The sequence below is a fragment of the Collinsella sp. BM28 genome (assembly GCF_054551995.1).
The window spans coordinates 964,635-980,556 of record NZ_JBTOLJ010000001.1; the positions used below are offsets into that span (position 1 = coordinate 964,635).

The window sequence follows — 15,922 nt, forward strand, 5'->3', positions numbered from 1 at the left end:
GGGCATCTTGTATTGACGCATAAAGCCTTCTACGTGCTTACCGCATTTCTACACGAGCAGGAAGTACGCAAGGAACGCGGCGGCGGCGACCCACATGAGCGGACGAATCTTCTTGAGGTTGCCCGTCACGGCAGCAACGACCACGTAGGCGATGAAGCCAAGACCGATGCCGTTGGAAATCGAATAGGTGAACGGGATACCGACGATGATCATGAAGGTCGGGAAGCCCTCGAGGATGTCCGACCAGTCGACCTCGGTGACCTCGCTCATCATCAAAAAGCCGACGTACACGAGGGCGCCACAGGTAGCGGCGGAGCTGATGCAGCTGATAACCGGGGAGAAGAATGCGGCGAGCAGGAAGAGAACGCCTGCCGTCACGGAAGTAAGTCCGGAGCGACCGCCGTCGGCAGCGCCGGAGGCAGACTCAACGAACGTGGTGATGGAAGATGCGCCGAACACGCCACCCGCAGCTGCAGCCACGGAGTCGACGATGAGGATGGGCTTGATGTCCTCAACCTTGCCATCCTCGGTGAGGAACTCGCCCTGCTTGGCAACGGCCATGGCGGTGCCCATGGTGTCGAAGAAGTCGCTCATCATGAGCGAGAAGGCAAAGAGGAGCAAGGCGGGAGTGGTGAGGGCCTTGACGACGCCCATGACGCCATCGGCGTCCGCCATGAACGGGGCGCCGAAGGTGGAGAAATCGAGCGGAGCGACGATGCTCGAGGGAGCAGCGGTCACGCCGAGCGGAATGCCGAGGACGGAAGCGATGACGATGCCCCACAGCAAGGCGCCCTTCACGTTCATGGAAGAGAGGACGACGGTGGCGACGATGGAGATGAGGCCGACGAGGAAGACCGGGTCGGTCACCTTGCCGAGGGCGACCATGGTGGCCTCGTTGGCGACGATGATGCCGCCATCCTTAAGGCCGATCATCGCGATGAAGAGGCCGAGGCCGATAGAGATGCCGTGACGCAGGGACACGGGAATGGCATCCATGATGGCCTCGCGAAGACCGCACAGCACGAGCAGCAAGATGGCGATACCCTCGATGAAGATGATAGCCATGGCAGTCTGCCAACCGAGTCCCATGGCTCCGCAGAGCGTGTACGCGACGATGGAGTTGATGCCCATGCCCGAGGCGCAGGCGAGCGGACGGTTCGCGATGAGGCCCATCGCGATCGTCATGACCGCGGCACCGATGCACGTGGCGGTCACCGCGGCGGCGACGGGAACGCCACCGGCGGAGAGGATGAGCGGGTTCACGACGATGATGTAAGACATCGCCAGGAACGTGGTCAGTCCCGCACGCAGCTCAGTGGCCACGTCGGACTTGCGCTCCCCCAACTTGAAAAACTGGTCCATAGATAATTCCCCCTATACGACTGGAGCGACTATTTCGAACCGCTCGACCCGAAACCGCCGCTACCGCGATCGGTCTCGTCGAGTTCGTCGACCTCTGTAAGGTGCACGACGGGCACCTGCTGGATGACGAGCTGGGCGATACGCTCTCCCCGCTCGATGTGAATGGTCTGCTGGGAATCAAGGTTCACGGCGATGACCTTAAGTTCACCGCGATAGTGGGCATCAATGAGCCCCGGGGTGTTGGCGATAGTGAGACCGCGCTTGAGAGCCATACCGCTCCTGGGCTGAACAAACCCGGCGTACCCATCCGGAATTGAGATGGCAAGGCCAGTGGGGATGAGGACGCGCTCGAAGGGCGCGATGTCGACGCTCTCATTGGCACGCAGGTCCAAGCCCGCATCACCCTCATATGCATAAGCGGGTAACTCAACGGTTGGATCCAGGCGCTTGACGTTCACGTTCAACATGGACATGTAATCACCTCAGCTTATCGAGTTCGGATAGGAACTCATCGATGTCTTGGAAGTCACGATACACGGACGCGAATCGGATGTAGGCGACCTTATCGATCTTCTCGAGGCGCTTGAGGACCATATCGCCAATATCATGGGAGCTGACAGCCGAACGCGCCCCGCCCCTCAGTTCCAGTTCGATGTCATCAATGAGCGCGTTGAGCTGCGTGAGATCGATGTCGCGTTTGGAAGTTGCGCGCATAAGTCCCACGAGCAGCTTATTGCGGTCGAAAGGCTGCGTGGTTCCATCGCTCTTCAGCACCTCGATGGGGTCCTCGCATCGTTCGAATGTGGTGAACCGGTATCCGCACGATCGGCATTCACGACGACGTTTGATGGCGTTCGAGGAATCCTGCATACGCGAATCTATCACACGCGTGTCATCATGGCCGCACTTCGGACACCGCATGGCATCGTCTCCCCTCACATCCGACAACTTCGCTAGGATACCACGCGTTGAGGGCCGTAATGCTAGAAACACAAGATATGGTGAGTTGTAATAGTTCTAGCCTGCAGAGGGAACGACCAACTCCATGCCAGGGTGAAGCGAAGCGCTGGTAAGTCCGTTCCAGTCCCTCATGACCTCGACGGCTTCTTCGATTGCGAGCCCATCCACGGGGTTGTCCTCCGCGATGCTCCACAATGACTCTCCGGCAGAGACCGTTACATTTTTAGACGTCAGCGTGTCGACGAAGGCCGCATGACTCGCATTCCGAGCCTGGAAAACTGTGGACAGGATGGAAGCACACGCTACGATCAAGACCAATGACGCGACGCCGAAGAGGATAAAGCGAGACCGCGATGAAGGTGCCGGACGATCCCGCGCATAGACATCGGGTGCGGCAACTTGGAAGTGACCGGGCTGGATGTGTGAAACAGTCGACACGCCGCCAGAGACGACGCTTAAGGCTGGTGTGGAGGGTCGGTCCAACGTGAGGGCCAGGGATCCGTAGGTAAACGATGTGGAAGTCATATTCGCTCCTCCCGCTCTGCATCTTGTCGCCTTTGGTTATATCGAGCCGTGCGGACAAAACTTCTGGCACAAGAACGAGTGTTCGTGTATTATTATCTTCGAACAGTTGTTCTTGTCAAGAGAAATGCGAACAGATGTTTGTATTGAGAGGAGCGGTTATGGCCCGCAAGATCACGAAGCGTCAGCAGCAGATCTACGACTTCATCCGTTCATATCAAAAGGAGAAGGGCTATCCCCCGAGCGTTCGAGAGATGGCCGCCGCCGTCGGCCTCTCCTCCCCTTCCACCGTTCATGCCCATTTGAGCGCGCTTGAAGATCTCGGGCTCATCAAGCGCGACGCGACAAAGCCGCGCGCCCTCGAGGTGTTCAACTCGGACGGGTCGTCGGTCAAGCTCGATGAGGTCAAGGAAGTCACCACGCGCGGTACGGTTTCACTGCCGCTCGTGGGTCGCGTCGCCGCTGGGCTGCCCATTCTGGCCGAGCAAAACGTCGAGGACACCTTCACCCTTCCCACGGAGATCGCGACCGATTCGTGCTCCTTCATCCTTGAGGTCCACGGTGATTCTATGATCAACGTTGGCATCTACAACGGGGACTACATCGTGGTGCGTGAGCAAAAAAGCGCCATGAACGGGGAAATAGTCGTCGCCATGATCGACGGGGAAGCGACCGTCAAGACGTTCTACAAGGAACGTGGGCGCGTGCGTCTACAGCCGGAAAACGATTCCATGGAACCCATCTACGCCGACAACCCCACCATCTTGGGTAAAGTCGTCGCGCTCATGCGTCGATTCTAGACATCGCATGCGCCATGATGCAGAACGAGCCGTCGCATCATGAGAATAATCGTAGTGCAAGCGTTGGTGAACGCGTGCTTCGACGAGCTTCGCGGTGCCGTCATCATATTTATCCCCTCATACCGTTTAGCCTGCTCTACACGGCGAGTGCGACGTTGGCACGGTCTTGGCAACAAAAAGGCCGTACGTACCCAAATTGGATGCACCGTGAACATATCCCGATATTGGCATGGATGGGAAGGCATTCGTTGATCATCTATGCAACGCACCAAGTGCTGCTGCTGATGGTGTTGGAGACTGTGTTTCAGTGAGATCGACCGTCAAACGATAGCACGATGCTATTCCGTTCGAAATGGCTGTAGACGCGCCGCGATACGTGCGGGAACACGGCAGACCATGCTGACATGATCATCGAAAAAAGCCTCCGAAAGTACCTGCCCCTGCTTGCGGATCGCGGCAATTAAGGCGCCCTCGCGATATGGAATCTCACATGAGACGAGAGCATCAGATGCAGCGGCCTCACGTGCGATTCTCGTTTGCAGGTCCTGCAAACCTTCGCCCGTGAGCGCGGAGAAGAACACCGCATCGGGGAAACGCCTCTTCAACGCTTCGATATGATCGGAATCGAGCAGATCGATCTTGTTGAACACCGTTACCGCGGAACATGCTCCCGCTCCAACCTCTCTAAGAACATGCTCGACCGCATCGATTTGCCGGTGGCGGTCATCATCTGAGATGTCAACGACTTTAAGGATGAGATCGGAGTCGCGAACCTCCGATAAAGTCGATTTGAAAGCCTCAACGAGTCCATGTGGGAGTTTTTGGATAAATCCCACGGTGTCGGTGATCGTAATGGCGCGCCCACCGGGAAGTTCATATGAACGCGTCGTTGGATCGAGCGTCGCGAACAGCTTATCCTGGGCAAGCACATCAGAGCCCGTCAGACGATTCAGCACGGTCGACTTTCCGGCATTCGTGTATCCGGCAAGAGCCACCCGGAAAGCAGGAGAGTTCGCTCGCCACTTTGATTGAACCGCTCGGCGTTTTTCAAGCTCCTTGAGCTCATGGCGAAGCGCGGAGATGCGATTGCGAATCATGCGACGATCGACCTCGAGCTGGGTCTCGCCCTGACCAAAGCGGCTACCGATGCCGCCACGGGTCTGCTCCTTGGCAAGATGGCTCCACATGCCGCGAAGACGTGGGAGCAGATACTGGAGCTGGGCAAGTTGCACTTGCAAGCGTCCCTCACGCGTTCTGGCATGGAGGCCGAAGATGTCGAGGATCAAGGCCGTGCGGTCGATGATCTTGACGGGTTCACCAAGGGCACGTTCCAGATATGATTGCTGAGATGGACTCAAGTCATCGTCGAAGATGACGACATCGGCATCGAGGCGGTTGACGAATCCGCGAAGCTCCTCCACTTTCCCAGATCCGATATACGATTTGGGAATCGGCCGATCGAGCTTTTGGGTCAAGCGCGCGACGACCGTGGCGCCCGCGGTATCCGCAAGACGCTCCAGTTCGTCGAGCGACCTATCGATGGGCCAGGCGTTATCACGCCAATCGACTCCCATGAGGATCGCACGCTCAGGAACAGGAGCCGTGGAGACAGGATCAAAACGGCTCATCCGTGCATTGCCTCCGAGAGAATGAATTCAACGGCACCCGCAAGTCCCCGCTCGTCCATGTCGATCCAACGCATGCGCACATCACGGCGACACCAAGCGAGTTGACGCTTGGCGTACCTGCGTGAACGACGTTTGATAAGATCAATTGCCTCATCCAGAGTGCACGCGCCATCGATGTAATCGATGATTTCCTTATAACCGATCGCTTGACGCGACGTAAGGGATTCGCGCGCCCCCTCCTCCAAAAGCCGCTCAACCTCAGCAAGAAGGCCTTGTTCCATCATAAGATCGACGCGGCGATCGATGCGTTCGTATAAGCGCTCGCGATCCATGGAGAGTGCATATGTGACGTGGGGAAATGCTTCACGGGGGTGCGAAAAGCCAGATGCCTTCTCAGCATAGGAAACTCCCTCGTCCGCCATTTCAAGTGCGCGAATCACGCGCTTGACGTTGTGCGGATGAATCACCGCGGCGCTCTTTGGGTCACGGCGAAACAAAAGAGCGTGGAGGCCCTCGTCTCCCAGCTCCTCATGAAGGGCAAGGTAGGAGGCGCGGCGGTCATCGTCGATCTTTCCTTTGGGAAACTCCATGACGTCGAGAGCCGCCCTCAAATACAGCCCGGTGCCTCCGCAAAAAACCGGAGTGCGTCCGTCCTCCTGAAGCCGTGCTATCTCTGCGCGAGCGTCGCGTTGATACAGCGCAGCGGAATATGATTCACTCGCGCCAACGAGGTCGATGAGGCGGAGGGGAACCAATCGCTCCGATACGGGCGTCTTGGCCGTACCGATATCCATGTTGCGATACACCTGCATGGCATCGGCAGAAAGGACCTCGGTGTGCAGGGCACGAGCAACGCGGTCGGCAACGGCGCTCTTCCCCACCGCCGTGGGCCCGGTGATGGCAATGATGGGGCTCATCGTGGCTCGCTCGTGGACAACCCGGAAAGATACCAGGTGCGTGCCACATCGATGTGAACGTCGAGCACCTTACCGACGAGTTCACGCGGATCGACGCCATCTGGAACGGGGCAGTGAACCGTTTGGTTCCAGGGACTCTTGCCCTGCAAAACGCGATCGTTCTTCTTCGAAGTTCCCTCTATCAACATGGGAACCGTGGTGTCGAGTGCATGCTGGTTATACTCGAACGCGGTACGCTCGACATGCTTGACCAGACGGTCGAAACGCTTCTGGATAACGGACCTCGGCGTGGGATCTACGATCTTCGCGGCGGGGGTACCCTCGCGTTTGGAGTAGATGAAGGTGAAGGCTTGCGCAAACCGGGCCTCATCCACGAGCGTTACCGTTTGCTCGAAATCTTCATCAGTCTCACCGGGGAATCCGACGATGATATCGGTTGTAAGCGCGATATGGGGAATGCGATCGCGCACGCGATGCACGAGGTCGAGATATTGCTCACGCGTGTACTTCCTATTCATGAGCTTGAGTATGCGCGAGGAACCGGACTGCACGGCAAGGTGCAGCTGCGGCATGACGGCGGGAACCTCCGCCATCGCATCGATGGTCTCGGGCAGCAAATCCTTGGGATGCGATGAGGTGAAATAGATACGCTCAATGCCCGTGTCACCCACACGACGGAGAAGTTCGGCAAAGCGCGGTGCGGAACCTTGGTCACGCCCATAGGAGTTGACGTTTTGGCCAAGCAGGGTCACCGATCGCACCCCTTGACGCACCAGACCGGTGACTTCATCGACGACTTCGTCCATCGGACGGCTCTTCTCGCGCCCGCGTACGTAGGGAACAATGCAATAACTGCAAAAATTATTACATCCCGTCATGATGGGAACCCACGCATGATAGGCAGTCTCGCGATGCCAGGGCATATCGGTGGCAGAGCCCGTGTCGATTTCCTCAACGCGGACATGGCGGGAACCGTCAATAAAAGCGTCAGCGAGAAGTTCGCCCACATGAGCGATTGAATGGGTTCCGAAGATGACGTCGACGTTATCGAGATTGGTGAGAAGACCCTCGCCATCACGCTGGGCGATGCAGCCGCCCACCGCGACCACACGATGCCCGCTCGGCGACTTAGGAAGGCTCTTGCAAGAGGAGCACTGGCCGTACAGACGCGTATCCGCCGCCTCGCGCACGCAACACGTCATGAAAATGACGATATCGGCATCCTCGGGTCCGCTCGCCTGAAGGCAGCCGAGCGAGTCGAGCAACCCGCCCACGCGCTCGGAGTCATGGAGGTTCATCTGACAGCCGAAGGTGCGGATGAAATACGTCTTACCGGAGAGGATGGAGAGGTCAGTCATGAGCAAACCTGCTTACAATCGTCGGAGAAATCGAACGCGTCGGCGTTGGAGATCGAGATGTGATGCACATACACGGAGAGCCTGATGGCCGTGCGGGATTCACCGTTGATGAGGATGTCGGAGAAAACGGGGGCACAGGAGATGTCAAAACCCGTAGGTATCAAAAAGCCCCGCGCGATTGCCATGGCCTTGATAGCCTGGTTGACGGCGCCCGCTCCGACGCATTGCATATTGACGGGAACGCCATCTTTAACCATGCCCGCAATGGCACCCGCAACCGAGGCGGGTGACGACTTACTCGAGACCTTGAGGAATTCCATGTGCGTTTCTCCAGCGTATAAAGTGCATTTAGTCAGATTGATTGCAAAGATACCGCAGGGCAGGACGAAGGGCAAGCAGGTGGACCGTCAGGTCTCATCCTTGCCGATATCGAAGGTGACGGTAATGCGATCGCGCGTAACCCGGATCTTGGGATCGTGTACGAGCGTGAGGTAATAGCGAGACGCGAGTTCCGAGAACTCCCTCTCCATGCTGCGCGAGAATGAGGCAAGGTCATCCTGGGCGATTTTAAGGCCTCGCCTGTCGCGAGCAAGATCGACCGGTGCCGGAGTGTGAGCGGAGTCCGTCTTCTCACGTAATAGGCGCGAAGCGACGCTACGAAGAGAGGGGATCGAGCCGCCGAGAATGCGATGAGCAGTTCGCTCGGAGATCTCGATGCCAACAGATGCTGCGATACGTATGAAATCTGACGCGTCGGCGGCACAGGCCAACCGGTCAACGACCGGGAGACGATCCTCGGAATCGATGAAGAGAAGTCGCGTAGTATCCACGCGCGAAAGTGCGTGGGCGTACAGCGTCGCGGCGATCTCAGTCGGAGAGCCAAGATAGACATCGCAGTCGTGTAACTCTTCACAGGCGAACTCGCAAACCGCGCGGGCGATGTTGTGGGGGCCACGCACACATGCAAGGACACCTTGCTCGTCTTTTGCGGTCTGGGGCCATGTCGACTGATCGGCGCGCTCGGGAAGCGTGTTGGTATCGGCGACAATGCAGAAGGAGGATCCGAGGTTCACTCCGGAAGCAACCACGCGGGAAGACCGGGTGTTCTGGCGAATGGAGAAGAGGGCCATACCGCGACCATGAACGCCCCATCGGTCCATTTTCATGGACTCGAGCTTTGACGTGACGCGAGCGTCGAAGATTCGTTCCCGCATCTCAGTGGGGACACCGGAACCATCGTCGAGGAAAAGGAGGGTGCGAGCACCCTCCTCCTTCATAGTAGCGACGTAAATCGACTTGGCACCTGCATCACGGGCATTGCGAAGCATCTCGACGACGATGTCCTCAACATGCTGGATATCGTGCTTCGCCTGGCGACGCTCCGCTTCGGAAACCCGCAGGCGCACGAAGCCATCACCGAGATTCTCCTCAACACGAAGATTGCCCTCTCCCGACATGGAGGCGATAAATGAGATGAGGTCGTTACCGTCTGCCATAAGGTTCAGCCTACTTGGCGATATCGATGGCGCGGCTCTCGCGGATCACGACAACGCGAACCTGGCCGGGATACTCCATCTCCTCTTCGATCTGCTGGGCGATGTCGTGAGCCAAGACAGTCGATTCGGCGTCGGAGACCTTGTCGGGCTGGACCATGACGTGGACCTCGCGGCCCGCCTGCATGGCGTAAGTGCGCTCGACGCCGTCATGAGAGTTGGCGATCTCCTCCAGCTTCTCAAGACGCTTGATGTAGTTCTCAGCGGATTCACGGCGTGCCCCAGGGCGAGACGCCGAAATGGCGTCACCTGCCTGAACGAGGACGTCGAGGACCGTATTGGGATCGGTATCGCCATGATGTGCCTCGATGGCGTGGACGATCGCGGGCTTCTCGCCGTAACGGCGCGCGAGCTCGGCGCCGATAACCGCGTGCGGGCCCTCAACCTCGTGGTCGATGGCTTTGCCCAGGTCGTGCAACAGGCCGGCACGCTTAGCGGTCAGGACATCGACGCCGAGTTCTGCGGCCATGATGGCGCACAGATCGGCGACCTCGAGCGAATGGCGCAGCACGTTTTGTCCAAAGGACGTGCGGTAGCGAAGGGCACCGAGCGTCTTGACGATCTCGGGATGCAGGTCGTGAATGCCCATGTCGAAGGCAGCCTGCTCGCCTGCCTCGCGCACACGCTGCTGAACGAGGTCTGCGGCTTTCTGGTACATCTCCTCGATACGGGCCGGATGAATGCGGCCATCGGCGATGAGATTCTCCAGTGCCACGCGTGCCGTCTCACGACGAACGGGATCGAAGCTGGAGAGTACGACGGTTTCAGGCGTATCGTCAATGACGAGATTGACGCCGGACACCTGCTCGAACGTACGGATATTGCGGCCCTCGCGGCCAATGATGCGGCCCTTGAGGTCATCAGAGGGAATGTGCACAGACGTGACCGTCACCTCTGCGGTGTGGTCGGAAGCGCAACGCTGGATGGCGAGAGAAATGATTTCCTGAGCGGTCTTATGGCACTCGGCCTTGACCTTCTGCTCGGACTCGCGAATGATCGTAGCGGCCTCATGCGTGACCTCGCCGCGGACCTTGTCGAGCAGCTCGGCATGCGCGTCATCGCGCGTGAGCTCCGAGATACGCTCAAGCTCACTTGTCTGGCGAGCGAAGAGTTCCTCAAGCTCACGGGAGCGCTTGTCGATTTGGCCCTGCTGGCTGGAAAGCTGATGCTCGCGCTTGTCGAGGGCGTCGTTGCGCCGATCAAGGGACTCCTCACGCTGCATTACGCGGTTTTCCAGAACGCGAATCTCCTTTTTGCGCTGGGCGTCCTCTGCCTCGGCGGCCTGCTTGCTCTGGAGGATCTCCTCCTTGGCTTCGAGCAGGGCCTCTTTCTTGAGGGTCTCGGCGGTGCGCTTGGCATCGGCGACGACCTGCTCGGCCTCGCTGTGCGCGCTCTGGATCTTTGACTCTGCCTCGCGAACGCTGCCGTTCTTGGAGTTGCGCATGACCATGACGGCCACAACGACACCAAGAATAAGGCAGACGGCGCCGACGAGTATGGACTCAACGGGCATGACGACTCCTTAAAGTGATTCAAGTGCGAAAACCAACGCCGGCAAAAGCACGACGCGGGACATTTGCAGGATATGGTCCACCAAAGGGGATATGAAATCGTTCCGATAGAAGATATCGTCAATCTCATCACCGAGGATGAGCGCATAGCAAACAAATGACGTATCTATCCTACGTTGAAGCAGGGGAATTGTCAAAAGCGTGCTCAGTCTTCGGCATCCATTCGCAGACGAGCGGCGCAGGCGGCGACGGAGTAGGAGAAGCCCTTACCCATGAGGTGCCGAACGAGCTTTTCGAAGGCACGCGCTTCGGGTATGGTTTTGCGTTCCAAAAGCCCGAGGGCGCGCTCGACATCGTCCTCTTCGGAAAAGAACTCGTCGGGGTAGCCAGGGATATCATCGCGCGAAACACCACGGAGCGAAAGCTCTCGTTCTATCTTGGACCTCCCCCACCCGCGCCGCTTTCGCTCCTCAATGAAATAAGTAGCGAAGCGGGCGTCATTGATGAACCTGAGCCGAGAGGCCCGCTCGATGCATGCGTTGATCTCCTCATCCCGATACCCGTAGAGTTTCAGCTTGTCGTGCAGCTCGCCCGAGGCGTAATCACGACGCGAGAGCATTTCGGTCATGAGCGTAAAGCAGACGCGCCGCTCAAGATCGTGGATGGCATCGAAGGCTTGGTCTTCCTCAAGGGGAAGCGCAATGGGATCACCCATGAGAATCCGACCCACGCGAACGGGGACGACAATCTCACGCGTGCTCCCATTCTCCATATGGCAATGCACTTCCGCCATGGGCTTTCTTGGTGAAAACGAACTCGAGGCGCGCTTTCGATCGGGAAGGCGCACCTCGATTTCGGACATGAGCAATGACATATGGGGGCGCTACAAAGTCTCAGGGGCGACTTGGACATCCCCGTCCTGCTCGACAATCGTACCCACGGGCTCATCCTCAAACTCGAGACCGCACATAACGCGAACCTTATGATCGAGCTCATTCATGAGCTCAGGGTTCTTGCGGAGCTTATCTTTTGCGGCTTCGCGGCCTTGACCCAGACGATCGCCATCATAGGTATACCAGGCACCTGACTTGCTGACGATCTCATATTGGACCGCCATATCCAAAACGGAGCCCTCTTTGGAGATGCCGGTTCCATACATGATGTCGAACTCGGCGGTGCGGAACGGCGCGGCGACCTTGTTCTTCACGACCTTGGCACGCACACGGTTGCCCACGATCTCATCTTTGACCTTGATACTCTCGATACGACGGATATCGATGCGAACACTCGAGAAGAACTTGAGCGCGCGACCACCCGTCGTCGTCTCAGGATTACCAAACATGACGCCGATTTTCTCGCGCAACTGATTGATGAAGATGCACGTCGTGTTCGACTTCGCAAGGGAGCCTGCGAGCTTACGCAGAGCCTGGCTCATCAGACGCGCTTGCAAGCCAACCGTGGTCTCACCGATCTCGCCCTCGATCTCGGCACGCGGCACGAGCGCGGCGACGGAGTCGATAACCACGACGTCGATCGCACCCGAGCGAACGAGCATGTCGCAGATCTCAAGTGCCTGCTCGCCCGTATCGGGCTGAGATATCAGAACCTCGTCGATATCGACGCCGATGCGCGCGGCGTACGTGGGATCGAGAGCGTGCTCGGCGTCGATGAACGCGGCAACGCCGCCCATCGCCTGCGCTTCGGCGAGAATCTCAAGGGATAGCGTGGTCTTACCGGAAGATTCGGGACCGTATATCTCCACGATGCGTCCGCGCGGAACGCCTCCGATGCCCAAAGCGGCATCGAGCGCGAGGGCACCCGTCGGGATCGCCTCGACCTCGAGTTCGGGACCCCCGTCCCCATACCGCATAATGGAGCCATCTCCAAATTTTTTCACGATCTCAGCCTTGGTGACCTCGATCATCTTCTCACGCTCTTTGCCCGTGGTGCGCTCGTGGATCACGCGCGCCGGCCCTGAGTTCTTGGCCATTGATCCTCCTTGATGTTGTATGGTTTGATAGTACGCGAACGGATGTTCGTGGTCAATACCATCTGAGGAAATCATATGCGGTGCATCCGACAGATCGCAGGGCATGTTCCGACTGCGGCCTGACACGAAATGGCGTGACTTCTCACAACGGCAGGTAGGGCAGCGCGACCAGACGTCAACTCGAGGCTATGGGCAGTCAAAAGACCTCGTAATTCACATATACGAGCAGCAGTTGATCAACTCATCCAGCGCAAACAGCGCGTCACGTGCGCGTACCTCATTGCGGTCGCCCTCGAACGAACAGCGCACACAGCGTGTCGCCCCGCGATCGCATACTCCGATATATACGGTACCGGCGGGGTCGTCCTCGGTTCCCCCACCGGGGCCGGCATACCCCGTAAGGCTGACAGCAATATCCGCATCGAAAAGGGACCGGGCACCTTCCGCCATCGCGCGGGCGCACGGTTCGCTCACGGCCGTGAACTCCTTGAGCACCTCGCAGGGAACGCCCAACACGCGATGCTTGACCTCATCGCAATACGTGACCGCGCCACCGCGAAGCACGGTGCTGGCACCGGGTATCCCCGCGATGCTCGAGGCGACCATGCCCGCCGTGCACGACTCGGCCGTCGCGACCGTCACACCCCGCGCGGTCGCCTTCTCAACCAATTCTTGAGCACGGTCGACGATTTCTCGATCCAGCGTGAGTCTATCCATGACCCTTCCTTTCGATGACAAAGGACCGCTCATGTGATTCGCCCCGCGCCCACAAGAGGGCACAGGGCGAATCACATCAAATCTTAGACAGCAGTCCTACACGCGGAAAATCACGTGGCGGGCGTTCCAGAAGTACTGGGCACCCGAAACGACGGTGAGTACCACGGCAGCTACCATTGTAGCCCTGGCAACAATCTGGACTATGAGGGCGACCTGCGAAACACCAGCCGGAGAGGTCCAGAACGTCAGAGCGATGGCAAGCAGGAAGGCGCACAGTGACACCATGGTAACGGCGGTCTTACATTTACCGAGCTTATCCGCTGCGATGACCTCGCCGTTGGCGCTCGCCACCATACGAAGGGCGCTGACCAAGAATTCACGCAGCAAGATGATGAAGACGAACCACACATTCACGAAGCCGTGCTCCAGCAAGATAAGAAGCGCGGAGAACACGAGGAGCTTGTCCGCGATGGGATCGAGGAACTTACCGAAATCGGTAACCTCGCCGCGCTTGCGAGCCAAATCGCCGTCGACCTTGTCGGTGGCACTCAAAATCAAGTATAGAGCGAACGCGAAAAATGCCCAGGTGGCAGCAGCGGTCGAGGCGGAACCGTTAGACCCCTGCATGGCGCTGAACGAAGCCTCGCTCGCGATCATGAACAGCGGTATGAACACGATGCGCACGCAGGTGATGACATTGGCGGGCGTCCAGATGCTCGTGATCTCCTTGCCCTTGGCGTTTACGGCCATGCGCTACTCCTCAACGACCTCTCCGACGAGCTCATAGCAGAAACTGTCGGTAAACCTTACCTTTAGAATATCGCCCACGGCAGCCTCGGACACCTCGAGATGGACCGCGCCATCGGAGTCGGGGGCCTGGAACCACGCGTGGCCGATGAGCTCGGGGCCTTCATCGGTCTCCTCGATACCATCGACGATGACCTCGGCGACCTCGCCCACACGCGCAGCGGTCGCGGCAAAGCCGAGAGACTCGGCAAGGTCCATGGCAGCCTGCGTGCGCTCGAGCTTAATGTCTTCGGGAACCTGGCCTTCCATCTTCGCAGCGCGCGTACCTTCCTCGGGCGAATACGGAAAAACGCTCGTGTAATCAAAGCCCTCTCGGTCCATGAAGGCGAGCATCTCCTCAGCCTCCTCGTCGGTCTCACCAGGGAAGCCGACCAAGCTTGTGGTGCGGATGACCATGCCGGGAATCTGGGAGCGCAGCGTTGCGAACAACTTGGAAAGCTCTTCTGTCGAGCCGCTCCGGTGCATCGCCTTCAGAATGCGCGCATTGCAGTGCTGCACGGGAATATCGATGTACGGCAAGATCTCGGGCGTATCGCGAATGGCGGCAATGAGCTCATCCGTCATCCCCTCGGGCTGGAGATAGAGCACGCGCACCCAAACATGATGGGGACGAACAGCCTCTGCGACGGCGACCATGAGCTGGGCCAAGTTGGCAGGCCCTTCGACCTCTCCCGTAAAATCGCTCCCCCAGATGCCCGTATCCTGGCCAATCAGTACGATCTCGCGCACACCGCCCGCAACGAGGTCGCGAACTTCGGCGAGAATGCTCTCAGCCGTACGAGAGTTGTACCGACCGCGGATATAGGGAATCGCGCAGAAGCTGCAGAAGCGATCGCAGCCATCGGAGATCTTGACGTAGGCGACGGCGCTCTCCACCGTGCGCTTGACCGTAGGAATGAACGGAAGCGAATCGCGCTCGATGCCAAGGACTTCGTCCATGACAGCGACGATTCCGTCCTCCTCATCGGTGCGGACGAACGCGGCAACCTCCGGCAGCTCTTCGGGAAGCTCGTCGCCGTATCGAGAGGGAACGCAGCCGCACATGACGATCCTCGTGTCGCGGACGCCATCGGCGACATCCTCGGCGAGCGCCAACGTGGTCTCAATGCTCTCAGACGTGGCCGAAGCGAGGAACGAGCACGTGTTGATGATGACCGCATCGGCGTCTGCGGCCTCGAACACCTCCTCGTAGCCCGCACCGTTTAAAAGCGAACGCATACGGTCGGTGTCGACTTCGTTCTTGGCGCAGCCGAGCGTGATGTAAAGAAGAGAGGCGTGGGCCATCACATGATCCTAACGATAGTTGGTGAACTGAAGCGGCTGACCATAGTCCTGATTGCGCAAAAAGCCGATGACCTGCTGGAGGGCATCCTTTGAGGCGCTCGAGACGCGAAGTTTATCGGCCTCAATGGTGACCTTGACCTTGAGCTTCTGGTCCTTGATGTCTTTGTTGATCTTCTTGGCAGTCGTCTGGTCGATTCCCTCGACGATATGGCCGAGGAGACGGACGGAGCCACCGGAAGCCGCCTGGGGATCATCCCACTTGACCGCCTTGACGTCGACGCCGCGCTTAATGAGCTTGCCCGAAAGCACATCGATGATCTGTCGAGCGACGAAATCCGCAGGTGCGTTGAGCGTAAAGAGCTTGTCGGCCTTGGAAAGCTCGATCGTGGCGCCTGAATCCTTCAGATCGTAGCGCTGTGCAAGTTCGCGTGAGGTTTGCTGGAAGGCGTTGTCGACCTCCTGCATATTGACTTCGGAAACGACGTCGAAGCTGGAATCTTTTGCCATGGTGCG

The 15,922-nt window shown here is 58.5% G+C and carries 18 protein-coding genes; 2 read left to right on the forward strand and 16 right to left on the reverse strand.

The features are described 5' to 3' along the window. Nucleotides 1-48 precede the first annotated feature (48 nt). From ACX9NZ_RS04150 to ACX9NZ_RS04165, 4 genes are all read right to left on the reverse strand, one after another. Entirely contained in the window at nt 49-1,362 is a 1,314-nt protein-coding gene (locus ACX9NZ_RS04150) for an NCS2 family permease (RefSeq protein WP_294122127.1), read from the reverse strand. A 29-nt stretch (nt 1,363-1,391) separates the two neighbouring features. Further along, the gene (gene dut, locus ACX9NZ_RS04155) at nt 1,392-1,835 is read right to left on the reverse strand and encodes a dUTP diphosphatase (RefSeq protein WP_118653870.1); all 444 of its coding nucleotides are present in this window, start codon (nt 1,833-1,835) and stop codon (nt 1,392-1,394) included. A gap of 4 nt (nt 1,836-1,839) precedes the next feature. After that, on the reverse strand, nt 1,840-2,283 hold the full coding sequence (nrdR, locus tag ACX9NZ_RS04160) for a transcriptional regulator NrdR (protein WP_118653871.1): 444 nt from the start codon (nt 2,281-2,283) through the stop codon (nt 1,840-1,842). A 96-nt stretch (nt 2,284-2,379) separates the two neighbouring features. Then, nucleotides 2,380-2,847, reverse strand: coding sequence for a LysM peptidoglycan-binding domain-containing protein (locus tag ACX9NZ_RS04165; protein ID WP_118653872.1), 468 nt, complete (start codon nt 2,845-2,847; stop codon nt 2,380-2,382). Between the two features lie 158 nt (nt 2,848-3,005). On the opposite strand from ACX9NZ_RS04165, the gene lexA reads away from it, so the two are divergent. Then, nucleotides 3,006-3,644 (forward strand): transcriptional repressor LexA, encoded by a 639-nt coding sequence (lexA, locus tag ACX9NZ_RS04170; RefSeq protein WP_118653873.1) that lies wholly within the window; start codon nt 3,006-3,008, stop codon nt 3,642-3,644. A gap of 17 nt (nt 3,645-3,661) precedes the next feature. Next, nucleotides 3,662-3,955: a heparan-alpha-glucosaminide N-acetyltransferase domain-containing protein gene (locus ACX9NZ_RS04175; RefSeq protein WP_407496371.1), complete on the forward strand. Its 294-nt coding sequence runs from the start codon at nt 3,662-3,664 to the stop codon at nt 3,953-3,955. Nucleotides 3,956-3,982: 27 nt separating this feature from the next. Here ACX9NZ_RS04175 and hflX read toward each other — a convergent pair whose 3' ends face one another. From hflX to ACX9NZ_RS04235, 12 genes are all read right to left on the reverse strand, one after another. Next, entirely contained in the window at nt 3,983-5,272 is a 1,290-nt protein-coding gene (gene hflX / locus ACX9NZ_RS04180; protein ID WP_118653875.1) for a GTPase HflX, read from the reverse strand. Further along, nucleotides 5,269-6,189 carry a tRNA (adenosine(37)-N6)-dimethylallyltransferase MiaA gene (gene miaA, locus ACX9NZ_RS04185; protein WP_118653876.1) on the reverse strand — a complete coding sequence of 307 codons (921 nt, stop codon included), beginning with the start codon at nt 6,187-6,189 and terminating at the stop codon, nt 5,269-5,271. Before miaA ends, hflX begins: the two co-directional genes overlap by 4 nt. Beyond that, nucleotides 6,186-7,547 (reverse strand): tRNA (N6-isopentenyl adenosine(37)-C2)-methylthiotransferase MiaB, encoded by a 1,362-nt coding sequence (gene miaB / locus ACX9NZ_RS04190; RefSeq protein WP_304291638.1) that lies wholly within the window; start codon nt 7,545-7,547, stop codon nt 6,186-6,188. The genes miaA and miaB overlap by 4 nt, the downstream gene beginning before the upstream one ends. Then, nucleotides 7,544-7,867, reverse strand: coding sequence for a stage V sporulation protein S (locus ACX9NZ_RS04195; protein WP_118653878.1), 324 nt, complete (start codon nt 7,865-7,867; stop codon nt 7,544-7,546). Before ACX9NZ_RS04195 ends, miaB begins: the two co-directional genes overlap by 4 nt. An 87-nt stretch (nt 7,868-7,954) precedes the next feature. After that, the gene (locus ACX9NZ_RS04200; RefSeq protein ID WP_118653879.1) at nt 7,955-9,043 is read right to left on the reverse strand and encodes an ATP-binding protein; all 1,089 of its coding nucleotides are present in this window, start codon (nt 9,041-9,043) and stop codon (nt 7,955-7,957) included. 10 nt (nt 9,044-9,053) lie between these two features. Then, nucleotides 9,054-10,613 carry a ribonuclease Y gene (gene rny, locus ACX9NZ_RS04205; protein ID WP_294122116.1) on the reverse strand — a complete coding sequence of 520 codons (1,560 nt, stop codon included), beginning with the start codon at nt 10,611-10,613 and terminating at the stop codon, nt 9,054-9,056. Nucleotides 10,614-10,816: 203 nt separating this feature from the next. Beyond that, complete coding sequence (locus tag ACX9NZ_RS04210) at nt 10,817-11,404, reverse strand: regulatory protein RecX (RefSeq protein WP_302741768.1); 588 nt, start codon at nt 11,402-11,404, stop codon at nt 10,817-10,819. 90 nt (nt 11,405-11,494) lie between these two features. After that, nucleotides 11,495-12,601 carry a recombinase RecA gene (recA, locus tag ACX9NZ_RS04215; protein WP_302741770.1) on the reverse strand — a complete coding sequence of 369 codons (1,107 nt, stop codon included), beginning with the start codon at nt 12,599-12,601 and terminating at the stop codon, nt 11,495-11,497. A gap of 213 nt (nt 12,602-12,814) precedes the next feature. After that, complete coding sequence (locus tag ACX9NZ_RS04220; protein ID WP_407496332.1) at nt 12,815-13,318, reverse strand: CinA family protein; 504 nt, start codon at nt 13,316-13,318, stop codon at nt 12,815-12,817. Nucleotides 13,319-13,414: 96 nt separating this feature from the next. Then, a complete protein-coding gene (pgsA, locus tag ACX9NZ_RS04225; RefSeq protein ID WP_294122108.1) occupies nt 13,415-14,068 on the reverse strand; it encodes a CDP-diacylglycerol--glycerol-3-phosphate 3-phosphatidyltransferase in 654 nt (217 codons plus the stop codon). 3 nt (nt 14,069-14,071) lie between these two features. Next, a complete protein-coding gene (rimO, locus tag ACX9NZ_RS04230) occupies nt 14,072-15,409 on the reverse strand; it encodes a 30S ribosomal protein S12 methylthiotransferase RimO (RefSeq protein ID WP_294122106.1) in 1,338 nt (445 codons plus the stop codon). Between the two features lie 9 nt (nt 15,410-15,418). Then, nucleotides 15,419-15,916, reverse strand: coding sequence for a YajQ family cyclic di-GMP-binding protein (locus ACX9NZ_RS04235; protein WP_294158604.1), 498 nt, complete (start codon nt 15,914-15,916; stop codon nt 15,419-15,421). Between the last annotated feature and the right edge of the window lie 6 nt (nt 15,917-15,922).